This window comes from Phaeobacter sp. S60 (assembly GCF_000826845.1).
In the GTDB taxonomy this organism is placed as follows: domain Bacteria; phylum Pseudomonadota; class Alphaproteobacteria; order Rhodobacterales; family Rhodobacteraceae; genus Phaeobacter; species Phaeobacter piscinae.
Map to the genome: position 1 here is coordinate 335592 of NZ_JSWJ01000003.1, position 22426 is coordinate 358017.

Consider the following 22426-nt stretch of genomic DNA (forward strand, 5'->3'; position numbering starts at 1 on the left):
GCCTGCGGGCAGACGACGAAAGAGAGACAGAGATGGCGCAACGGGCAATCACCGCAGGCGGCGCACCAGAGGGTTTTGATGCGCGGCTGATCCTGAAGGAAGCCGCAAGCAGCGATGCGCCGGTGGTGCATGTCGCACGGGATGACAAGCGTATGGAGGCGACGCGGGCGGCGTTGGCTTTCTTTGCGCCGGATATGCCTGTGATCAGCTTTCCGGGTTGGGATTGCCTGCCCTATGACCGGGTGTCACCCAATGCCGATATCGCCGCCGCGCGGATGGCCACGCTGGCGGCGCTGGTGCATCAGATGCCGGGGCAGTTTGTGCTGCTGACTACGCTCAATGCGGCCACTCAGCGTGTCCCTGCGCGCCAGGTTCTGAAGGATGCCGCCTTTGTGGCGGAGGTGGATCGACGTATCGATGAGGAGGCGCTGCGCAGCTACCTGACGCGGATGGGCTTCACCAAGAGCCCGACGGTGATGGAGCCGGGCGATTTTGCCGTGCGGGGCGGGATCATTGATATCTTTCCTCCCGGGCAGAGCGGCCCGGTGCGGCTGGATCTTTTTGGTGATGTGCTGGATGGAGCGCGGCGGTTTGATCCGGCGACCCAGCGGACCACGGAGAAGCTGTCGATTGTCGAGCTGGCGCCGGTTTCCGAGGTGATTTTGGACGAGGCTGCGGTAACCCGGTTCCGGCAGAACTACCGGATCGAGTTTGGCGCGGCGGGCACCGATGATCCGCTGTATGAGGCGGTGTCTGCAGGGCGGAAATACCAGGGCATCGAACATTGGTTGCCGTTTTTCCATGATCGGCTGGAGACGTTGTTTGACTATCTGCCGCAGGCCACGGTGACGCTGGACGATCAGGTGACGCCCGCCCGGTTGGCGCGCTGGGACAGCATCGTGGACCAGTATGAGACCCGCAAGATTGCGATGGCGCAGAAAGGGCGGATGGACACGGTCTACAAACCTGTGCCGCCGGGGTTGCTTTATCTTGATGATGCATCTTGGGAGGCGGCAATCGCGGATCATCGGGTGATCCAGTTCCATCCGCTGCCACAGGCCAGCGGGCCGGGGGTGATTGATGCGGGGGGGCGGATAGGTCGCAATTTCTCCCCTGAGCGACAGTTGGAAAGTGTCAGCCTTTTCAAATCTCTGGCGGATCATATTAAAGCACGGATGCAGGTGGGGCCGGTTGTGGTCGCCTCCTATTCCGAGGGCGCACGAGAGCGGTTGACCGGTCTGATTGAGGATGAGGGCCTGGCGGAGGTCATCGCGATCACGGACGGAACCCGCATTGGCAAATCCGGTCTGCATCTGGCAGTCTGGGCGCTGGAACACGGCTTCGAGACCGATGATCTGACAGTGATTTCCGAACAGGATGTGCTGGGGGATCGGCTGATCCGCGCGCCAAAGAAACGCCGCAAGGCGGAGAATTTCCTGACCGAGACCCAATCCCTCAGCCCCGGCGATCTGGTGGTGCATGTGGACCACGGGATTGGCCGCTACAAGGGGCTTGAGGTTGTCACTGCCGCCGGCGCTGCGCATGAATGCATCCTGCTGGAATATGCAGAGCAATCAAAGCTGTACCTGCCGGTTGAGAATATTGAGCTGCTGTCGAAATACGGCCATGACGAGGGTCTTCTGGATCGGCTGGGCGGCGGCGCCTGGCAGGCCAAAAAGGCAAAGCTGAAGGAGCGGATCCGCGAGATGGCGGATCGGCTGATCCGGGTCGCCGCAGAGCGCGCGCTGCGCAAGGCGCCGATGATGGATCCACCGCCGCATGCCTGGGAAGAATTCTCCGCCCGCTTCCCCTATCAGGAAACCGACGATCAGCTGCGCGCGATTGGCGAAGTGATGGAGGACCTGCAATCCGGCTCTCCCATGGATCGGCTGATCTGCGGTGATGTCGGCTTTGGCAAGACTGAGGTTGCGATGCGCGCGGCCTTCATTGCGGCGATGTCCGGTGTACAGGTCGCGATTGTTGCGCCCACCACGTTGCTGGCCCGTCAGCATGCGGCGGCCTTCGCGCAGAGGTTTCGCGGGTTTCCGTTGGAAGTCAGGCAGTTGTCGCGGTTTGTTACCGCAAAGGAAGCCGCCAAAACCCGCGAGGGCATGGCCAAAGGGACCATTGATATTGTCGTTGGCACCCATGCTTTGCTGGCAAAATCCGTCCGGTTCCAGAACCTCGGCCTGCTGATTATCGACGAGGAACAGCATTTCGGTGTCGCCCATAAGGAGCGGCTGAAGCAGATGCGCAGCGACATCCACGTGCTAACGCTGACCGCAACGCCAATCCCGCGAACGCTGCAATTGAGCCTGACTGGCGTACGGGATCTCTCCATTATCGGCACCCCGCCGGTGGACCGTCTGGCCATCCGCACCTATGTGAGCGAGTTTGATGCGGTCACCATCCGAGAAGCCCTGCTGCGGGAGCATTATCGCGGCGGGCAGAGTTTCTATGTGGTGCCGCGCATCACCGATCTGCCGGACGTTGAGGCCTTCCTGCAGGAGCAGCTGCCGGAGCTGTCTTATGTCGTGGCCCATGGTCAATTGGCGGCGGGCGATCTGGATGACCGGATGAATGCCTTTTACGATGGCAAATTCGACATTCTGCTGGCCACAACAATTGTCGAATCCGGTCTGGATATCCCGACCGCCAACACGATGGTGGTGCATCGCGCGGATATGTTCGGTCTGGCGCAGCTTTATCAGATCCGGGGCCGCGTGGGGCGGTCAAAAACGCGCGCCTATGCGTATCTCACCACCAAGCCCCGTGTGCGGCTGACGCCCGGTGCGGAAAAACGTCTGCGCGTGCTGGGATCGCTGGATACGTTGGGGGCAGGGTTCTCGCTGGCCTCGCAGGATCTGGATATTCGCGGGGCGGGCAATCTCCTGGGTGAAGAGCAATCCGGCCAGATGCGCGATGTGGGCTATGAGCTTTATCAATCCATGCTGGAAGAGGCGATTGCCAAGATCAAATCTGGTGAGCTGGAAGGTCTGTCCGGCAGCGATGACCAATGGGCGCCGCAGATCAACCTTGGCGTAGCAGTGTTGATCCCGGAGAATTATGTGCCGGATCTGGATGTGCGTCTGGGTCTTTATCGTCGGCTCTCGGATTTGAGCACCAAGGTGGAGCTGGAAGGTTTTGCCGCGGAGCTGATCGACCGTTTTGGGCCGCTGCCCAAAGAGGTCAACACGCTGATGCTGGTGGTGCGGATCAAGGCGATGTGCAAACGCGCCGGGATCGCCAAGCTGGACGGCGGGCCAAAAGGTGCAACCATTCAGTTCCACAATGATAAATTCGCCTCACCGCAGGGTTTGGTGGAATTCATTCAGGCGCAGGACGGTCTGGCCAAGGTGAAGGACAACAAGATTGTCGTACGCCGTGACTGGAAGAAAGACAGCGACAAGATCAAAGGTGCCTTTGCCATCGCGCGGGATCTGGCTGAAAAGGTCGTTGCCGAAAAGAAGAAAGCCAAGGCGAAGGCGAAATCTGGTTGAATAGGCTGACGCGCTGGACATGAAAAAGCCCCTCCAACTGCTTGGAGGGGCTTTGTTTTCTATCGTGATATGTGGGGTTACTCCGCCGCCACCCGGTTTTCGACCCGTGCCATATGCAACATGATGGCGTAGCCTGCGACCACCATCAGCAGGATCGCCCCGGTGAGTGGCGCAATGGAGCCATCAAACAGCAGCCCCACCGTCGCGGCAGCTGCGGCGGCAAACACCGTGGACACACCACCCACGATAGAGGCGGCCATGCCTGCGATATGGCCCATCGGCTCCATCGCCATGGCGTTGAGGTTGCCAAGCGTCAGACCGGCCATGAAAAACACGCTGGTCTGCCAGGCCACAAACAGCCCGAACATAAGATCTCCGGAAAGTGGAAATGTCTCGAGGCTCAGCATGAGGGTTGAGAAGATGATCTGCCCCCCCAGTGCCCAGGACACCATACGCCGCATGCCAAGGCGCACCACAAGCGACGCGTTGATGAGGCTGCTGCTGCCCGACATGATGGCTATGAAACCAAACCAGAACGGGAAACTGGCTGCGCGATCAAAGACCACATCGTAGATGGGCTGAACCAATGTGATCATGCAAAACAGCATCGCAAGACAGAAACATTGCACCATCATCGACAGCCGAACCGTGGGATGCCGCAGCATCTCGATCAGGGCTGCCTTAAGATTTGGCAGGCGAAACGGGCGGCGGTTTTCGACGGGCAGCGGCTCGGGTAGGCGCAGGCCCATCCACAGCACGATGATGACCGCAAACAGCGCAAAGGCCAGGAAGATGCCGCGCCAGCTGGTCAGCAGGATAATGCCTGCGCCCATCATCGGAGCGATGGCTGGCACGAGGGTGAAAATCAGCATGGCGATGGACATCATCCGGGCCATTTCCCGACCAGAATAGAGGTCGCGCACAATCGCCAGTGCCACGACGCGCGGTCCGGCAGCACCGAGCCCCATCACCACACGGCTCAAGAGCAGCATTTCGATGGAAGAGCTGGCGTAGGCCACCAGCGCGGCAGCAATATAAAGGCCCGCAGCGGCAAAAATGACGGTTCGGCGGCCAAAGGCGTCGGAGAGCGGCCCGGTAAAAAAGGTGCCGATCCCCATGCCAAGCGCAAAGGTCGCAATGACCAGCTGCGCGCGGTTGGGGTTGGCGGAGCTGAGCGTCTGACCAATTTCGGGCAGCGCAGGCAGCATGGCGTCGATGGAAAATGCAACAGTTGCGAACATCATCGCAATCAGGGCAATGAACTCAGCTTTGGACATGCTGATCTGTATATCTTTTGTCATTTGAAACCTCAGGCGACACATCAGGAGCCCCGGTAATCGGGAGCTGTCTGGGCGGCGCTCTGTCCGCGCTAACATATCTCTCGGGATTGGACCAGCAGCCAAGACGCACAGTTTTATGTGCATCGTTGTATCTGGCCGCGCCGCAAAGGTCTGGACTGCCCTGTGCAGCAGATCCAGACTTTCAATATAGGGCTAGGTGTACTGAGGGCGCGCGTTCAGGCTTAGTCGGCCTCCGCGGCGTCACCTTCCTGCAGCTGTCTCTGGATGTCGGCGATCACCTGTTTCCACAGTTCGGGCTGCTGCGCGCCCGGCACGGCGTGCTGGTTCGCGACAACAAATGTTGGCACAGATGTGACCCCCATCTTGCGCGAGTGGGCGTCGCGGTTGCGGATCTCCTCGGCGTCGGTGTCGCCAGACAACAGCCGTAGGGTAACGGCGCGGTCCATTCCCGCAGCCTCAGCAATATCGGCGAGGATCTCAGCGTCGCCAATATCCTTGGCCTGCACGAAATAGGCATCAAACAGCGCATCGACCACCGCGCTCTGCTTGCCCTCAATCCCCGCCCAGTGGATCAGGCGGTGCGCATCCAGCGTGTTCGGCGTGCGCTCCATGGCTTCGAAATTGATCTGAAGCCCGGCGGCGCTGGCGTGTTCGACAACCGGGGCATAGGCTTTCACCGCGCCGTCCTTGCCGCCAAATTTCGCCTCAAGATAACTGCGCCGATCCATGCCTTCGCGCGGCATATCGGGGTTGAGCTGGAACGGGTGCCATTCAATGACAAACGGATGATCGCCAACCTCGGCCAGCGCCTTGTCCAGATGGGTTTTGCCGATGTAGCACCAGGGGCAGATCGGATCGGACAGGATATCAAGCTTTACAAGGCTCATGACGGGGTCCTTTGGTGTCGGATGTAGCAATCGGGCAGGGCGCGACGCAGCAGTTTGCCATTGGCACCGCTGGGCAGCGCGTCGAGACGCAGATAGGCGCGCGGCTGTTTGTAGCGCGCCAGTCGGTCCTTGGCAAAAGCCGAAAGCGCCTCAGCGGTCACGTCTTTGGCACTGGTATAGAACGCGACAATGATGTGGGTATCGGGTTTTACCTCGACAGAGGCGACCGCCACCTGCTCCAGATCGTGGTGGGTTGCCAACGTTGTTTCCACCTCAAGCGGGGAGACGCGATAGCCGCCTGCGTTCATCATGTCGTCGGTGCGGCCGAGATAGCGGATCTGATTGTCTTCTGTCATCGCGCCCAGATCGCCGGTCAGGAACCACTCCCCCTGATAGCGATCCTCGGTGGCGGCTGCGGCGTTGTGATAGCCGAGCATTAGCCCCGGATCGCGGCGATCAATGGCGATGACGCCGGGGGTGTTGCGGGGCAGAGGTTGCCCGGCTGGATCCAGAATGGCAATCCGGCGCCCCGGTTGCGGCCAGCCCAGTGTGTCGCCCACCTGCGCAGGATCACGGTGGCGCGCCGGATCCGCGGAGATGAAGGTGGAACATTCCGACATGCCAAAAGCCTCGTAGAGCGCGGTACCGGTGGCTGCCCGCCAATCCCGTGACACCTGGCTGGAGAGTTTCTCCCCGGCGCAGAGACCGTGGCGCAGGGCGGGTAGATGTAGCGTCCGGTCATTTTGCAGCAGTTTGCGATAGACGCCGGGCGCTGCGGCAAAGAGGCTGGCATCATGCTGCTGCAAGAGGTCGGGCAACGCGGTGATTGGGGTGCTATCTTCGGGGATGAGTGCCGTTGCCCCGAGGCTCCACGGGTCCATCAGCCCGGTGCCCAGCGTAAAGGTCCAGTTGAACGCACCGGCATGAAGGAGGCGATCTGTGGGGCGCAGATCATACCAGTGACGGATCATCATTTGGCGCGCCCAGATTGCCCGGTGGGCATGCACAACCGCGCGCGGATTTCCGCCGGTCCCGGAGGTGTAGACGATATAGGCCGGTCGATCAGGGTCGCCGAGCTGCATCTGAAACTGGTTTTCAGGCGGTGCGGCGCGCTGCATGGCCTCAAGTGAGTCGCGGTTGATCTCGCAGGGGTGCGGTGCTGAGGCGATCCCCGGATCGCGCAGGATCGCAGCTGGCGACAGGTCATCTATGATGCGTGCCACCTCAGGCTCGGTCAGCTGCGCGGAGGTGGGAACCGGCACCAGTCCGACCGCGATGGCGGCCAGATAGGCAATCGGAAAGATCGGCGTATTGCCCAGCCGCAACAGCACCCGGTCGCCGGGAGACAGCCCCTCGGCCAGCAGTCCGGCGCCCAGTCCACGCACCGCAGCGCGCAGGTCCCCATAGGTGTAGATCTGTGGCGACGGCTCTTGCGACTGATCTGATGTGGCCGCGTCGGGCTGAGACTGCGGCGACAGCACGCGCAGCGCGTCTGCATCTGCTTTTGCGGGACGCGCCGCCGCGCGCTGGTAGAGCACGTGGTCGGCCAGATTGAACGGCGCGGGGCAGGGCGCAAAAGGCCCGCTGTCAAACACAGATTGCATCTCGATTGGCTAACTTGGCAAACCACGCGTTGCAAGATGGCGCGCCCCGCCCTATAGGAAAAAGCATGACCTCTCGTGATCCCAAATCGCTTATCACTATTGCCCGTGCATCGGGTGAGGCTGCCGAAACCGAGCCACTGGATCTGGGCGCTCGGGTGCGCGAGTTGCGCAAGGCGCGGGACTGGACGCTGGAACATGCCGCCAATCAGGCAGGCCTTGCGCGTTCGACCCTGTCGAAGATCGAAAATGGCCAGATGTCACCGACTTACGAGGCGTTGAAGAAGTTGGCGGTGGGGCTTCAGATCTCGGTTCCGCAGCTGTTTACCCAGCCACAACGGGATCAGGTGAATGGTCGTCTGACGGTGACCAAGACCGGTCAAGGCTCTGCGCATGCCACTGCAACCTATGAGCATGAGCTGCTGGCCGACAGCCTGACACGCAAACAGATGTTGCCTTATCGCGCCCGCGTTCGGTCCAGGTCGATGGATGAGTTCGAGGGCTGGGTGCGCCACGACGGTGAGGAATTCCTATACGTACTGACCGGTGTCGTACGGCTTTATACTGAGTTCTACGAACCGATCGAAATGCGGCGTGGCGACAGCGCCTATTACGACGCTGCCATGGGGCATAATGTGATCTCGCTGAGCGATGAAGATGCAACCATTCTCTGGGTGACGTCCCTGTCATAAGGGGTGCCACTCTGCCAGACTGCCCCAGATCAGCCGCAACATCACGGCCTGTGTTGGGACCGGTCTATGCGGATCACCGCCCTAAGGTGTCCACAGCCAAGCCGCCCCCGAGCGGGGAATGGCCGCTGTACGGACAGGTCGGATCAGTTCAGCTGATGGTCCAACTCCCGGTGCAGGCTCTCGGTGTAGAGGAAATCATCCACCTCCTCCCGCGCTTCTGTCAGCGTCAGGTGATGGGTGCGGGCCAAATAGGCGACGAACTTATCTTTATCGTCGAACAGGGATGGGGCCGAGCGGGTCTGCAGATGCGGAAACCGTTGTTTGAGACGGGGCATCCTGTCGAACCAGCTGGCGCGGGCTGTTTGAACAGGCATGGGGGGCTCCCTCCGGGTCAAAATTTCGAATGGGTATTGATGCTAGCATTTTTTGCAAAAAAAGAAAGTCCGCGTCCTGTCGAATGCATCCGGGGGCCGGGTTTCACCTGAGGTTTGCTTTGGGCCGGGCCGCAGTTAATCGGGCCGAAACAGGCGGGTCAGCACCAGATGCGCGAGGCCAACACCGATAAACTGCATGACGATGAACATCAGAATATGACCGGGGTAGATGCCTGCAAATGTATCGCTGAACCCGCGCGCAATGGTCACCGCCGGATTGGCAAAACTGGTCGACGCAGTGAACCAGTAGGCTCCGGTGATATAGAAGGCGACAAGGGCGGGCACTGCATCGGGGCGTGATCGCAGCCCCCCAAAGATCACAAACAACAGACCAAAGGTTGCGAGGATTTCCGAGAACCATTGGGCGCCCCCGGTCCGATGCATGGTAGTAGAGGTCTGCAGGATGGTCAGATCAAACATCACATGGCTGGCCCAGACGCCGAGGATGCCGCCAATGATCTGCGCGGCCACATAGGGCGGCACCGCCCCCCAGCTGTGATCACCGCGCAGCGCGAAGGCCAGCGTGACCGCCGGGTTGAAATGTGCGCCAGAAATCGGCCCCAGCGTCGTGATGATCACATAGAGCATGGCGCCCGTCGCTACGGCGTTGGCCAGCAAAGCCAAGCCGATGTTTCCACCCGACAGGGTTTCGGCCATGATCCCCGACCCCACAACGCCGATCAGCAGAAAGCCGGTGCCGAGCGTTTCGGCGATCAGTTTTTGTATGGTCATGGCAGCTCTCCGATGCGGATCAGGTCTTGGCGTAGTGTGTCAGTGTCGAGGTCTTCCAGTGGCAGGTCCAGAAACGCCAGCGCGCGTCGCTCCAGCCGATCATAGGCAAGGCGGAAGGCCGCATCCCAGTCAGGTTTCGCGGCTGCCGCCGGATCTTCGACGCCCCAATGGGCGCGCAACGGGGTGCCGGGCCAGATCGGGCAGGTCTCGCCCGCAGCGGAGGCACAGACGGTGATCACCAGATCCATCTGAGGTGCGCCCTCGGTGGCAAATTCATCCCAGCTTTTTGATCGAGCAGCGCTGGCGTCATGGCCTTTCTCCGCCAGAAGCGTGAGCGACTGCGGGTGAACAGCCCCTGCCGGCCTGGAGCCTGCGGAATAGGCGTTGACGCGCCCGTTGCCATGGCTGTTCAGGAGGGTTTCCAATAGGATAGAGCGCGCTGAGTTGCCGGTGCAGAGGACCAGAATATTCATGTGATGAACTCGTTTGATGGCTATGCAGAAGATGTAAGACGGCCGATGTCATCCAGCTGGTGCTGTAGCGATATTCGGTCGAGGCTTTCAAAGGGGAGTGTGGCGAAGTTGCGGATGCGGTTGCGCAGCGCCTCATAGGTCTGCTGATATGCAAGATCAGGTGCTGTGGCTTTGACGGGATCGGGGAGCCCCCAATGGGCGCTCATGGGCTGACCGGGCCAAGTGGGGCAGTCTTCATTCGCGGCGTGGTCGCAGACGGTGAAGATGAAATCCATTTGCGGCGCAGCACCGGCCGAAAACGCGGTGAGATCCTTGGAACGAAGCCCATTGGTTTCGTGGCCTTTCTCCTGCAACAGATCTAGAACCTCCGGACGCGGCGCGGGAGAGGGGCGGCTACCTGCGGAATAGGCGCGGAACCGTCCGTCGCCTTCCTTCTGCAGGATCGCCTCTGCCATGATGGAGCGGGCGGAGTTGCCAGTGCAGAGAAACAGAACGTTCAAGGGACGGTCGCTGCAGGGCGCCAAGGGTTGCTGAACCACGGCAGGCTGGCAGATATCAGGTCGATTGTAGCAGCAATCAGACAACAGATCGTCGAACAAGCTCCGCAGCCCCTCCAACTGCGCCCGGTAGAGCAGCGAGGTGCCTTGCCGTTCGGCGCGGATCAAACCGGCGGAGCTGAGCGTCGAGAGGTAGCTGGAAACGGTGTTGGCCTTCTGCGCCAAAGCGGTGGCGATTTCACCCGCCGGAACAGCATCGGGATAGCGCCGCATCAGCAGGCGAAACAGCGCCAGCCGATTTGGGTGCGCCAAAGCCGAAAGTTGCGATGTGATCTCTATTTCCATATTTCACGAAATACAGAATTATATATGTTGGGTCAACGAGAAGTTCTGGCCATAAAAAGGCCCGCCCCGAAAAGGTCGGAGCGGGCCGGGATGTCGGCGCGGGTCCTGGCGTCAGTCGGCCTGATACCACCAGACTTCAGGCATATAGGCGATGCCATCGCCGCTGACCGGCAGCTGCTCGGGGAATTTCAACTCCTTGCGATGGGCAATGCGCGCTTCGGCGTATTGCCAGACCGGCATCACATAGCGTCCCGCTGTCAGCAGACGGTCAAGCGCGCGGGCGGCGGCGGTGAAATCCTCCTTGCTCTTGGAGGTCAGCATGGTGTCGATCATTGCATCCACCGCCGGATCCTCAATCCCGATCAGATTGCGTGATCCCGGCTGCTGCGCAGCGGCGCTGCCCCAGTATAGATATTGCTCGTTGCCGGGGCTGAGCGACATTGAGCGGCGGAAGAAGGTCATGTCGTAGTCAAATGCCTGCTGGCGCTGCACAAACTGGGCGCTGTCCACCATGTCGGATTCGAGCGCGATGCCGAGGCGTTCCAGAGCGCGGGCATAGATTTCCACGACCGAGCGCATCTCACCCTCGCCCAGATTGCCGGGGGTCAGCAGGACTTGAAATTCCAGCGCCTTGCCAGCGGCGTTGCGCATGATGCCGTCCTGAACGGTCCAGCCGGCCTCCGCGAGGAGCTTTGTCGCGGAACGCAGGTTCTTGCGATTGCGCTCAGTGCCATCGCCGATGGGCAGGCTGTAACCGTCCAGCACGCCTGGGAGCAGGCTGTCCGCAAATGGAGTCAGCAGCGCGCGAACTTTGCCCTCGGCGGGACCGGGCTGCATGGCCAGATAGGAATTGGAGAAATAGGACGAAATGCGCGGCTGGCTGCCACCTGTCAGTGTTTCGTTCATATATTCGAAGTTGAACGCCTGGATCAGCGCCTCGCGTACCCGCCAATCGTTCAATGGGTCACGGCGGGTGTTCATCGCGATACCCGTCATGCCGGAGGGTTTGCCGTTGGGGATGACGCTCTTGATCACCTCGCCGGATGTCACCGCAGGAAAATCATAGGCCTTGTCCCATTTGGCGGCGTTGAATTCGCGGATTGCAGAAATTTCCCCGGCCTTGAAGGCCTCCAGCAAAACGGTCTGGTCGCCGTAGAAATCCAGCCGGATCTCATCGAAGTTACTGGTGCCGCGTCTGAGCGGCAGATCGCGCCCCCAGTAGTCAGGGTTGCGGGAAAAGCGGATGAAGCGGCCCGGTTCGAAATCAGCGACGGTGTAGGGACCAGAGCCAATCGGTGCCTCATCCAGACCGGAGGCGGCAAAATCCTTGCCCTCCCACTGTCCCTTTTTCAGGATCGGACGCAGACCTGCGATGAGCGCCAGTTCACGATTGTCCTCATTAAATGTAATGCGCAGGCTGCGCGCGCCCGTTTGTTCGATGCTGTCGATCTGGTTCCAGAACCGCCGATAGCGGATATGCCCCTCCTGTCCGAGGGTTTCATAAGACCAGATGACATCTGCGACCGTGACTGGTGAGCCATCGGAGAATCGGGCCTCCGGACGCAGTGTGAATTCAACCCATGCGCGATCCTCCGGCACCTCAATCGATTCGGCGAGCAGCCCATAAAGCGTGAACGCCTCGTCCGCGGATCGACCCATCAGACTCTCATATCCCCAGAACCTCATCTGCCAAGGGGGGGTGCCTTTCTCGGCGAAGGGGTTCAACGTATCAAAGCCGCCGGTGTTGCCAAAGACCACCCTGCCGCCCTTGGGCGCATTAGCGTTTGCATAGGGTAAAGACACAAAATCCGGTGGTAATGCCGGGTCCCCATACATAGCTATGCCGTGCGCTGATTCTGCTTGTGCAAAATTAACGCTTGCGCTGAGGATGATTCCGGCCAAGACCGGTCGAACTCTAAAGAAAAAATCTGGACGCACTTTTGCAACAATCCTGCTCTGGCCTTATTTTCATGAACACCAACGCTAACGGCGCTGTCAGGTCAATTCAAACTTTTAGCTTGGATGAGCGGGGGAAATTGCTTATAAAGGTCTCACTGCTCGATAGGTTTCTTGCCTGTATGAAACCTGCCTCAATAACTTAACGCCCGCTTCGTGCGGGCGTTTTTTTTGGCTTAGCGGTTTCCAATTGCATCAGCCTGTTACACCGCAGAGGGCGGATCCGGCTGTCATCTGATCTGCCTCACCGGTTGCTGGACGCGCATTTTTCTGACCGGTTTCTTGCAACTTTCACGCAGTGATTGCCGTTTCCTTTGCAGGTGCAGCATGCCACAGTTGCACCAATCAGGTTTTGCACGGGAAGGGAAGAGCAAGATGACGTTGAGCGGCAAATGTGCGGTGATTACCGGATCGAATTCTGGGATCGGTCTTGGGGTTGCGCGGGAGATGGCGCGCGCCGGGGCAGATGTGGTTCTGAATTCGTTCACCGACCGGGACGAGGACCATGCGCTGGCCGCCGAAATCGCCGCCGAATTCGGTGTTGAGGCACGCTATATACAGGCCGATATGTCCGATGCGGAAGCCTGTCGGGCCCTGATCACCAAATCCGGCCGCTGCGATATACTGATCAATAATGCGGGTATTCAGCATGTGGCGCCAGTCGATGAATTTCCCGTCGACAAGTGGAATGCCATCCTTGCCATCAACCTGTCGTCGGCCTTTCACACCGCCGCCGCGGCCCTGCCGATGATGCGCAATGCAGGGTGGGGCCGGGTGGTTAATATCGCCTCGGCGCATGGTTTGACGGCGTCACCCTACAAGTCGGCTTATGTCGCCGCCAAACATGGCGTGGTCGGTCTGACCAAGACGCTGGCGCTGGAAACCGCAGAGGAACCGATCACCGCAAACGCCATCTGTCCGGGCTATGTGCTGACCCCGCTGGTGGAGGCGCAGATCCCCGACACGATGGAGAAATATAATATGGGCCGGGAAGAGGTGATCAAGAAGGTGATGCTGGAGCGCCAGCCCTCGCGCGAGTTTGCAACGGTCGAACAATTGGGCGGCACGGCAGTGTTTCTCTGTTCCGATGCGGCGGCGCAGATGACAGGCACCACCCTGAGCGTCGATGGTGGCTGGACCGCGCTGTAGTCGCGATGCAGACGTGGAGAGGGCGCCAGCCCCCTTTTGCCCCATCAGGGGCAATTCACCCCCGGAGTATTTTGGGAAAGGTGAAAAGCGAAATGCGCAGGCCCCGATCTGCGCCGCCGGTCAGGAGATAGAGTGTGACAAAGCGGATCAATCTGGCCCTGCAGGGCGGCGGCGCGCATGGGGCGTTTACCTGGGGTGTTCTGGACCGGCTCTTGGAGTGTGAGAATCTGGAGATCGCCGCGATCACCGGGACCTCTGCCGGTGCCCTGAACGGGGCGGCGTTGAAATCCGGGCTGGTTCAGGGAGGGCGTGCAGGGGCGCGGGCCTGTCTTGATCATCTCTGGCACCGGATGGGGGCGGTGGGTGACATGCGGTTTGCCCATTGGCTGGCTGGGCTTGATGCAGCACCGCTGCTGGGCGCATTGGACTGGATCGCGCCGTTTTCCCCGCGTGAGGCCATGGGCCAGATCCTGTCGCCCTATAGCTATGGGCCGTTCTATCGCAATCCGCTCAGACCCGTGGTGGAGGGTTTCAACTTTGCCGAGGTTTGCGCAGATCAGGGGCCACAGCTGTTCATCTGCGCCACATCGGTACGCAGTGGCAAGGTGCGGGTGTTTTCCGGTGAGGAGGTCACGACCGACGCGATCCTGGCCTCAGCCTGTCTGCCGAACCTGTTTCAGGCGATTGAGATTGAAGACCCGAAGACCGGACGGTTGGAGCCCTATTGGGATGGCGGTTATACCGGCAATCCGGCGCTGTTTCCGCTTTACCGGCCTGAATTGCCATCGGACGTGGTGATTGTCAGCATCAACCCGCTGGAACGCGATGAGCTGCCGCGCACGCCGCAGCAGATCCAGAACCGGGTGAATGAAATCAGCTTCAACTCATCTCTGTTGCGAGAGCTGCGGGCGATTTCCTTCGTTCAGCGATTGCTGGCGGAGGGGCAGCTGGAGGCGGGAGAGATGAAACGGGTGTTGGTGCATATGATCGCCGATGATGATCTGATGCGGGAGCTGTCCGTCAATACCAAGCTGATCCCGATCCCACAGATTCTGGCGAAGCTGAAAGCCGCCGGACGTGCAGCTGCGGAGCAGTTTCTGGAGCAGGACAGCGACGCCATCGGCCTCCGGTCAACGGTGGATCTGGCGGAGATGTTTGGCTGAGCGCAGAACCCCGGCCTGATGGTGCCCCCGATAGGGCGCCGGAATTCAGTCTGAAACGAGCTCGGCAGGTTTTGTCGGGTCCTTGGCGTTGGGATAGACAAGTCCGGCGGAGATCACCAGTTTGGCAGCCTCTTCCACAGTCATGTCCAGCGGGATCACATCTTCCTCAGGAAAGAACAGCAGAAAGCCTGATGTCGGGTTTGGTGTGGTCGGCACAAAAATCGACAGGAGGTTGCCACCCGTCTCGGCCCGCGCTGCCACCTCACCTTTGGCGGTGGTGGAGACAAAGCCGATTGCCCAGATGCCACGGCGCGGATACTGGATCAGGCAGGCGGTGTCAAAGCTGCGTTCGGTCTGGGCAAACACGGTTTCCGAGATCTGTTTGATCCCCGAATAGATCGAGCGCACCACCGGCATGCGGTCCACCAGGCTTTCGGCAAAACCGATGAGTGAACGGCCGATGATGCCCTTGGCGATCCAGCCCACCACAATTGTGAACAGCAGGAAGATGATCAGGCCGACGCCACGCAGGTTGATCCCGATATATTGCTCGGGCCGTACGGTATGCGGCACCAGCGGCAGCACCACACCGTCAATCCAGCCCATCACCGTCCACAACAGCCAGATGGTCAGCCCGACCGGTGCAATGACCACGATGCCGGTAAAGAAGGACGACCGCAGCCGGGCAAAAAGGCCGGGGCGGCGGGGCGTGTTTTCGTCGTCAAAAGGCGTGGTCATCTGTGCGTTTCACCGGTGAGGAACGTAAGGAAGCTAGGCAGGGATCTGCGCAACCGCAATGGGCAGCTGCGCAGAAAGAGCCTTTATTGCTTCAAGTTGACCAATTCCTTGGCGATTTCAGCGGCCAGCCGGGCATTGTTGCGCACAAGCGCAATATTGGCGGTCAGTGACCGGCCCTCGGTCAGCTCAAAGATGCGTTGCAGCAGGAAGGGGGTTACCGCCTTGCCGGCGACGCCTTGCGCATCCGCCTCGGACTGGGCCTGCGCCAGAACCGGTGCCAGATCTTCGGCAGCGATCTGGTCGCCTGCCGGGATCGGGTTGGCGATCAGCTGTCCGCCGGGCAGCTCCATAGCCTGACGGGTGGCATGGGCGCGGGCGATCTCTGCGGCGCTGTCCATGCGCAGGGGGGCAGCCAAGTCAGAGGTCGCCGACCAGAACGCCGGAATGCTGTCCTGCCCATAGGCGATGACCGGCACACCTTGGGTTTCCAGCACCTCAAGCGTTTTGGGAATATCTAGGATCGCCTTGGCGCCTGCGGCCACCACGGTAACCGGGGTTTGCGCCAGTTCCATAAGGTCGGCAGAAATGTCGAAGCTGGTTTCTGCGCCCTTATGGACGCCGCCGATGCCGCCAGTGGCAAAAACACTGATCCCGGCCAGCCGGGCCGCGATCATGGTCGCCGCAACGGTGGTGGCGCCAGTGCCGCCGGTGGCGATACAGGCGGGCATATCCGCACGCGAAATCTTCGCGACATTCTTGGCCTGGCCAAGCGCCTGCAGTTGGTCCGCCTCAAGCCCGATGTGCAGCACGCCGTCGATTACGGCCATGGTGGCCGGAACGGCACCCGCGGCGCGGATATCATCCTCGACCTGTGCGGCCACCTCTACGTTCTGGGGATAGGGCATCCCGTGGGTGATGATGGTGCTTTCAAGCGCAACGATGGCCTGGCCGGAGGCGCGGGCTGCTGCGACTTCGGCGGAAAATGTCATGTTGATCAAAGGGGGGGTTCTCCTGAAACATAGGTTGCAGCGGCCTTCAGCGCCGATGCAAGGGAGGTTTCGCGGTCTTCGCCGCGGGCCTCGGCTGCGATATGTGCAGCCATGAAGGTATCGCCAGCGCCCGTCACGCGCGCGACGGTCACGCGCGGCGGGGCCTGGGTGATCAGCCCATTGTGGTCCGCTTCGGTGGCGGTGCTGCCGCCATCGGTGACCAGTACCCGCGCGGCGCCGCGATCCAGCATGGCGCGAGCGGCGGTGGGGCTGTCGGTGAATTCGTCCTGACAGAGCAGGCCCGCTTCCTCAAGGTTCACATAAAGTGTGCCACAGCTGCGCAGCAGGAACGGGCGCAGACGCTCCGCCTTGCCGGGTGAGGCAGGGGCGACGCGCAGGTCTGCTTTCGCAAAGGCCGGGTTGGCGGTGATATCATCCAGCAGCGACAAGGTCAGATTGCCGTCCAGCGCCACCGGGCCGCTGTATGGTGCATCCTCGCTGCCAAGGGCACCATCAATCAGCGGGCGCAGGATCTTCGCACCTGCGGCTTCCAGCGAATGGGCGTCTGCGATGGCGGCAATCAGACCATTGGCACCCTCGACTGCCATATAGCGATCGGTGGGCAGATCCTCAGAGCGGTAGAGGTGGTCCGTGATCAGGCCAAGATGGGCGCAGGCATGGACCAGTTCATCCCCTTCAGGATCGCGACCGATCGCGCTCAGGAGGGCCGGGCGCAGGCCAAAACGGGCCAAGGTCATCGCAATGTTCATCGCAACACCGCCGGGCAGGCGGGTGATCCGCCCCGGCATATCCGACCCGCGCTGCATTTCCGCGGTGCACCGTCCAATGATGTCCCAGAGCACTGATCCGATACAGAGGATATCGGGCTGCGCCGAGGCAGTGCCGCCGGATGGGGGCGTGGCGTCAGATTGATGCGAGGCGGGAACATGCGGAGGCTGTGTCATAAATCCCGTATTGCCGCGTTTTTTCGCCCCCCGCAAGCGGCAACAGACCTAGAGAATGGCGAAAGTCAGGGCAGCCCAGTGCGTCTGCCAGACCGGCGCGGGCTTGCCTGTGGTCGCGCTATCATGCCCGGATGTGGCCTCAGGATCCAATGGGCGCAGCACCACGGCATCCAGGAGATAGACGTGGCCTGATTTCACAGACACCACGGCGCGGCCATCTGCATCAGTGCGGATCAATGTGATCGACACAGTGTCATCCGGCGCTCGTTCGAAGACCTCAACCTGAGCGTGGCTGCGTGGGCGGTCCTGAAACCGCAGTTCGACAGGCAGGCCGGCGCTCAGATCATCGCTGTAGGGGTTGGCCAACGCGACAAATTCAATGAGCAGGCCAATCGCGCGGTCCGATCCCGCACCACTGCCAACAGCGATCAGTGATTTTGCGTGGCGGGTGTAGCGCTCGGCAAACCCTGTGCGGGGCAGGTTGCGGGCGCTGTGGCGCTGCTCGATATCCGTGAAGTCCTTATGGGCCGCGAATTTTGCGAAATCCTCCCAGCTGTCATAGGTCAGATCGTCCGGTGTGGTCTCGTGAGCCACCACCAGCAGCCCCTCTGCAGGCGGCTCCAGCTGAAGCGCAGGCAGGTCGCCCATGCGTCCGCTATAGGGGCGGGCCTCCGCCTGATCCCAGATCTCGAAGCGGGCGATGTTTCGGTCGAAATATGGCAGCCGCGCACCGCTGAACACTTGCCCGTTGCGCAGATCTGCCTGAACCGAGGCGCCTAATTTTACTTGATATTTTTCTGGCGCAATCCAAAACTCGTGGGCAAGGGCAGCGCGACCGACGGTGTTTGCGGCAAGCGCGAGCAGGATAAAAGCAACAGGGCGGGCAAAACGCATGGCGCAGATGAGACCTCTGGCTGGGACGGTGGGTTACAGACATTGGCAGAGCGCGGCGCAGATGCCGCGCAGAGGGCTGATCCGCTGGCGGCATCACCTGAGGCGTCTGCTGCTGGTCCTGCTCTTCTGGAGCGTCTCACACTCTAGCGGTTTCGCCCATGAAGTCACGCCGACGATTGCGGATTTTGAGATTTCCGGTGATCAGCTGGCCATGGATCTGCGGATCAACGCCGAGGCATTTGTGGCGGGTATTGATCTGGATGGCATGTCCGATACTGACACGGCTGATCAGGCGCAGGACTATGACGACCTGCGCGCGCTCGGCCCGGATGAGCTGGCGCCGATGGTGCAGCTTTTTGCCGAAGATTGGTTGCAGAGCCTTCAGGTGGAGGCACGCGGCGCTATCGCGATGGAGGTAACCGCGATTGAGATCCCGGAGCCGGGGGACATGGCCCTGCCGCGCAGTACCTTGCTGCGGCTTTCGGGCGAAATCCCGGACGGCGCGCGGGGGCTGAAACTGGGCTGGCCAAAAGGGTCGGGCGGTGTGGTTCTGCGCCAAAACGGTGTCGAAGGTCCCTACACCGGCTATCTGCAGGGCGGGGAAACCACCCCGACCATTCCCCTGTCTGGCGGGCTGGCGCAGACGCCGAGTGAGGCGTTTATCGACTATATCCCCGTGGGGTACACCCATATCCTGCCAAAGGGGCTGGATCATATCCTGTTTGTGCTGGGCTTATTCTTCTTCAGCACCCGGCTGCGGCCTCTGATCTGGCAGATCAGCGCCTTCACGGTGGCACATACCATCACCCTGGCGCTTGGCGCTCTGGGGTTGGTGCAGATCAATCCTGCCATTGTGGAACCTCTGATTGCCGGATCAATTGTATTCGTCGCGGTGGAGAACATCTTTGCCCGGAAACTGCACAGCTGGCGAACGCTGGTGATCTTTGGCTTCGGGTTGCTGCACGGGCTGGGGTTCGCCTCGGTGTTGGGCGAGTTTGGCCTGCCGGATGCGCAGTTCCTGCCTGCGTTGCTGGGCTTCAATGTTGGCGTCGAACTGGGGCAGCTGACCGTTGTGGGGGCGGCTTATGCGCTCCTCGGGTTCTGGTTCTGGCGGCATCCGAAATATCGGGGCCGGGTCGCCATCCCGGCCAGTTTCACCATTGCGCTGATCGGTGGCTACTGGTGCGTGGAGCGGCTCTTCCTCTGACCGGACGGGACGCCGGTCAGATGTGCTGTCTTGGTCGTGTCTTTAGCGACATGCGACCGGTGTGGGCCTTTTTTAGCCCTCCATCGCCGCCAGCAAGCTGCGCAGGCTCATGAGCGGATCCTCTTCGCGCCAGATCTCATCTCCGATGCCGAAGAAATCCGTATAAGGCGTCAGATCGCGGACCAGCTCAGGTGTGAGGCCGCCCTCTGCCACCACGGGCACTTCGATCATCTGGGACCACCACTCAAAGAGCTCTTTCTGGGCCTGATTGCCATCGCCCAGACCGGAGGTCCCAACCGGGCCGAAACTGACATAATCGGCACCGGCTTCGGCGGCGGTCAGACCATCGTGGCGTGACGCCGCGCAGAAACTGCCAACAATCGCGTCGGCGCCAAGCGCCTTGCGTGCCGCGCGAATGGGACGGGCGGCGTCCGACAGATGCACCCCGTCAAGGCCCAGACGCTCTGCCAGGATCTGATGGTCGGCAATCACGATGGCCACATCGCGGGCATGGGCCACAGCGCGCAGGGCATCACCCGCCCGGCTCAGCGTATCCTCATCGCGGCTGGCCAGCTCAAGACGGACGCAGGCAATGTCCACCGAATCCAACACCCGCGCCAGTTGGTCGGGAAAGCGACCAAGCTCAAAACTGGGGGGCGTCGTCAGATAGATCTGCGGCGTTTCGGGGGCGTCAGCGGGGCTGTCCATGGGGAGGGCTCCTGTTCAGTGGTTGTCGGTGTTTAGCGCATCTGCCACTGGACGCAAGGATTTGGCGACATCCCAAGTGGGATATTTCCGTGTGATGCAGCGCTGATATATCAGGAATATAGCGGGTTTCCCGCAGAAGTCGCCCCGCGCGGCCTTGCCCATCACGCCTGTGCCGACTACAGCAGTGCAGCTTTTTTGGAGAAACGGATGCCCAGCGACACCCCTCAACCCGCTTTTGTCCTCGTGCGCCCGCAGATGGGCGAGAATATCGGCGCCGCCGCCCGCGCGATGTGGAACTTTGGGCTGGACCGGATGCGCATCGTGGCGCCGCGCGATGGCTGGCCCAACCCCAAGGCCGTTGCTATGGCCTCAGGCGCGGGGCGGTTGCTGGATGAGGCGCGGCTGGCAGAGGAACTGGCAGGCGCCCTAGAGGATTACGATTTCGTCTTTGCCACCACCGCGCGCCCGCGCGAGCTGACGAAACCTGTTTACAGCCCGGAAGCCGCGATGAAACTGGCCGCAGAGAAAATTGCGACAGGGGAAAAAGTGGCGGTGATGTTCGGCCCTGAACGAGCAGGTCTGGAGAATGAGGACATCGCCCGCGCAAACGCTATTATCTCGGTCCCCGTGAATCCCGAGTTTGCGTCGCTCAACCTTGGCCAATGCGTATTGCTGACGGCCTATGAATGGCGGCGTCAGATGGCTGAGGTCGCGCCCGTCGTGACCGATCTTGGCAAATCCGACTGGGCCAGCCACGCGGATGTTGATGCGCTGGTTAACCACTATGAGGACCGGTTGGATGAGGCCGGGTTCTTCTTTCCGCCGGATAAGGCGCCCAGCATGAAAACAGTGTTCCGCAACATGTTCAGCCGGATGCCGCTGACCCGTGCAGACGTTCAGATGCTGCATGGTGTCATGCGACAGATGGTCCGCTGGAAAGAAAAACGCGACTGAGACGCGACTTCGGGCGAATTTGCACCACAGTCGCCCACTGGACGGGGCCGAACATGCGGCCTAGCTTGACGGGAAATTGGAAGAGGCAAGCATGAGCAAGCGCAGCATTTTCGAAGAGGTCTCTGGCAACGAGCCGCAAGAACGCCGACAGGCGACACCCGGCGGTATTGATCGCACCCGCCGCGGCGCAAGAGGCGCAATTCGGGCGTGGCTGGCAGTGCTGTTTGCGCTGGTGGTGACGATGATTGTTGTCGGCGGGTTGACCCGGCTGACCGACAGTGGGCTGTCGATCACCGAATGGCGGCCTGTGACCGGTGCCATGCCACCGCTGAGCGAGGCAGACTGGCAGGCGGAATTCGACAAATACAAGGAAATCGATCAGTGGCGCATTGAGAACCAATGGATGCAGCTGGCGGATTTCAAAGAAATCTATTGGTGGGAATGGGGCCATCGCCAGTTGGGCCGGGTGATTGGCCTGGTCTGGGCGCTGGGGTTCCTTGGCTTTGCGGTTACACGGCAGATCCCGGTTGGTTGGGCCGGACGGCTGGCACTGCCCGGCCTTCTGGGCGCTGTTCAGGGCGCGATCGGATGGTGGATGGTGGCCTCCGGTGTAACGCAGGGCGAGGGCATGACCTCGGTCGCGTCTTACCGCTTGGCGACGCATCTGGGGTTGGCCTTTGTCATTCTGGGCTTCATCGCTTGGTATATGTTTCTACTGGGGCGCGAAGAGCGCGATCTGATGCAGGCGCGCCGGGCCAAGGAGACCAAGCTGTTTGGTCTCGCAACCGGCCTGCTGCACTTCAGCTTTTTGCAGATCATCCTTGGCGCGCTGGTTGCGGGCATCGACGCGGGGCGGTCCTACACCGACTGGCCCTTGATGGGCGGGCAGATCCTGCCGCCTGAGCCGTTTATGCTGCAGCCGCTCTGGACCAATTTCTTTGAAAACCCAGGCCTTGTGCAGTTCATTCACCGGATCAGCGGTTATCTCCTGTTGGCCTTTGGCGTGGTGGTATGGTTGCGCGGGCGCAACAGCGCCCACCTGCGCACGCGCTTTGCCTTTAACGCGGTCTTTGCCGCGCTGTTGTTGCAAATGGTCCTCGGTATTGTCACCGTGCTCTATGCGGCGCCCTGGCAGATCGCGATCCTGCATCAGCTGATGGCTGTCTGCCTCTGGGTCCTGATCCTCAGGGCGCGGTATCTGTCGGGTTATCCCATTGCAACTTCGATTAAGGATCACTGAG

Annotated in this window: 20 protein-coding genes; 7 read left to right on the forward strand and 13 right to left on the reverse strand. The window is 60.9% G+C overall.

From position 1 onward, the window contains the following. Positions 1 to 32: 32 nt before the first annotated feature. The gene (gene mfd / locus OO25_RS03140) at positions 33 to 3500 is read left to right on the forward strand and encodes a transcription-repair coupling factor (RefSeq protein ID WP_040178418.1); all 3468 of its coding nucleotides are present in this window, start codon (positions 33 to 35) and stop codon (positions 3498 to 3500) included. A gap of 77 nt (positions 3501 to 3577) precedes the next feature. Here mfd and OO25_RS03145 read toward each other — a convergent pair whose 3' ends face one another. The 3 genes from OO25_RS03145 to OO25_RS03155 all read right to left on the reverse strand — a co-directional run bounded on the left by OO25_RS03145 (position 3578) and on the right by OO25_RS03155 (position 7292). Further along, positions 3578 to 4801: an MFS transporter gene (locus OO25_RS03145; protein WP_040178420.1), complete on the reverse strand. Its 1224-nt coding sequence runs from the start codon at positions 4799 to 4801 to the stop codon at positions 3578 to 3580. A gap of 221 nt (positions 4802 to 5022) precedes the next feature. Then, a complete protein-coding gene (locus OO25_RS03150; protein ID WP_040178421.1) occupies positions 5023 to 5688 on the reverse strand; it encodes a DsbA family oxidoreductase in 666 nt (221 codons plus the stop codon). Next, positions 5685 to 7292 carry a class I adenylate-forming enzyme family protein gene (locus tag OO25_RS03155; protein WP_040178422.1) on the reverse strand — a complete coding sequence of 536 codons (1608 nt, stop codon included), beginning with the start codon at positions 7290 to 7292 and terminating at the stop codon, positions 5685 to 5687. The genes OO25_RS03150 and OO25_RS03155 overlap by 4 nt, the downstream gene beginning before the upstream one ends. Before the next feature lie 65 nt (positions 7293 to 7357). Between OO25_RS03155 and OO25_RS03160 the strand changes: the two genes are divergently transcribed. Then, entirely contained in the window at positions 7358 to 7981 is a 624-nt protein-coding gene (locus OO25_RS03160; RefSeq protein ID WP_040178424.1) for a helix-turn-helix domain-containing protein, read from the forward strand. A 143-nt stretch (positions 7982 to 8124) separates the two neighbouring features. Here OO25_RS03160 and OO25_RS03165 read toward each other — a convergent pair whose 3' ends face one another. The 5 genes from OO25_RS03165 to OO25_RS03185 form a co-directional block, all read right to left on the reverse strand. Beyond that, positions 8125 to 8355, reverse strand: a complete 231-nt coding sequence (locus OO25_RS03165; RefSeq protein WP_040178425.1) for a hypothetical protein — start codon at positions 8353 to 8355, stop codon at positions 8125 to 8127. Positions 8356 to 8490: 135 nt separating this feature from the next. Beyond that, positions 8491 to 9147: an MIP/aquaporin family protein gene (locus tag OO25_RS03170; protein WP_040178427.1), complete on the reverse strand. Its 657-nt coding sequence runs from the start codon at positions 9145 to 9147 to the stop codon at positions 8491 to 8493. Next, positions 9144 to 9620 carry an arsenate reductase ArsC gene (locus tag OO25_RS03175; RefSeq protein ID WP_040178429.1) on the reverse strand — a complete coding sequence of 159 codons (477 nt, stop codon included), beginning with the start codon at positions 9618 to 9620 and terminating at the stop codon, positions 9144 to 9146. Before OO25_RS03175 ends, OO25_RS03170 begins: the two co-directional genes overlap by 4 nt. 20 nt (positions 9621 to 9640) lie before the next feature. Then, on the reverse strand, positions 9641 to 10462 hold the full coding sequence (locus tag OO25_RS03180; RefSeq protein WP_040169034.1) for a helix-turn-helix domain-containing protein: 822 nt from the start codon (positions 10460 to 10462) through the stop codon (positions 9641 to 9643). Between the two features lie 111 nt (positions 10463 to 10573). Beyond that, positions 10574 to 12400: an extracellular solute-binding protein gene (locus tag OO25_RS03185; protein WP_040178432.1), complete on the reverse strand. Its 1827-nt coding sequence runs from the start codon at positions 12398 to 12400 to the stop codon at positions 10574 to 10576. A gap of 393 nt (positions 12401 to 12793) precedes the next feature. Here OO25_RS03185 and OO25_RS03190 point away from each other — a divergent pair, with 393 nt between their 5' ends. Both OO25_RS03190 and OO25_RS03195 read left to right on the forward strand, forming a co-directional pair. Further along, complete coding sequence (locus OO25_RS03190) at positions 12794 to 13567, forward strand: 3-hydroxybutyrate dehydrogenase (protein ID WP_040178433.1); 774 nt, start codon at positions 12794 to 12796, stop codon at positions 13565 to 13567. A gap of 134 nt (positions 13568 to 13701) precedes the next feature. Then, entirely contained in the window at positions 13702 to 14730 is a 1029-nt protein-coding gene (locus OO25_RS03195; RefSeq protein WP_040178434.1) for a patatin-like phospholipase family protein, read from the forward strand. Between the two features lie 45 nt (positions 14731 to 14775). Here OO25_RS03195 and OO25_RS03200 read toward each other — a convergent pair whose 3' ends face one another. From OO25_RS03200 to OO25_RS03215, 4 genes are all read right to left on the reverse strand, one after another. Then, entirely contained in the window at positions 14776 to 15468 is a 693-nt protein-coding gene (locus OO25_RS03200; RefSeq protein ID WP_024097322.1) for a DUF502 domain-containing protein, read from the reverse strand. Between the two features lie 83 nt (positions 15469 to 15551). Next, positions 15552 to 16466: a pseudouridine-5'-phosphate glycosidase gene (locus OO25_RS03205; RefSeq protein ID WP_040178436.1), complete on the reverse strand. Its 915-nt coding sequence runs from the start codon at positions 16464 to 16466 to the stop codon at positions 15552 to 15554. After that, positions 16463 to 17422, reverse strand: a complete 960-nt coding sequence (locus OO25_RS03210; RefSeq protein ID WP_082035280.1) for a PfkB family carbohydrate kinase — start codon at positions 17420 to 17422, stop codon at positions 16463 to 16465. The genes OO25_RS03205 and OO25_RS03210 overlap by 4 nt, the downstream gene beginning before the upstream one ends. A 48-nt stretch (positions 17423 to 17470) precedes the next feature. Beyond that, positions 17471 to 18316 carry a DUF4198 domain-containing protein gene (locus OO25_RS03215; RefSeq protein ID WP_040178437.1) on the reverse strand — a complete coding sequence of 282 codons (846 nt, stop codon included), beginning with the start codon at positions 18314 to 18316 and terminating at the stop codon, positions 17471 to 17473. Between OO25_RS03215 and OO25_RS03220 the strand changes: the two genes are divergently transcribed. Continuing rightward, on the forward strand, positions 18315 to 19523 hold the full coding sequence (locus OO25_RS03220; protein WP_040178439.1) for a HupE/UreJ family protein: 1209 nt from the start codon (positions 18315 to 18317) through the stop codon (positions 19521 to 19523). The genes OO25_RS03215 and OO25_RS03220 overlap by 2 nt on opposite strands. A gap of 72 nt (positions 19524 to 19595) precedes the next feature. Here the strand turns inward: OO25_RS03220 and OO25_RS03225 are convergent, their stop codons facing one another. Further along, the gene (locus tag OO25_RS03225) at positions 19596 to 20231 is read right to left on the reverse strand and encodes a thiamine phosphate synthase (RefSeq protein ID WP_040169046.1); all 636 of its coding nucleotides are present in this window, start codon (positions 20229 to 20231) and stop codon (positions 19596 to 19598) included. A gap of 207 nt (positions 20232 to 20438) precedes the next feature. Here OO25_RS03225 and OO25_RS03230 point away from each other — a divergent pair, with 207 nt between their 5' ends. Both OO25_RS03230 and ctaA read left to right on the forward strand, forming a co-directional pair. Beyond that, entirely contained in the window at positions 20439 to 21185 is a 747-nt protein-coding gene (locus tag OO25_RS03230; RefSeq protein WP_040178442.1) for an RNA methyltransferase, read from the forward strand. A gap of 91 nt (positions 21186 to 21276) precedes the next feature. Beyond that, positions 21277 to 22425 carry a heme A synthase gene (gene ctaA / locus OO25_RS03235; RefSeq protein ID WP_040178443.1) on the forward strand — a complete coding sequence of 383 codons (1149 nt, stop codon included), beginning with the start codon at positions 21277 to 21279 and terminating at the stop codon, positions 22423 to 22425. Position 22426: the final 1 nt, after the last annotated feature.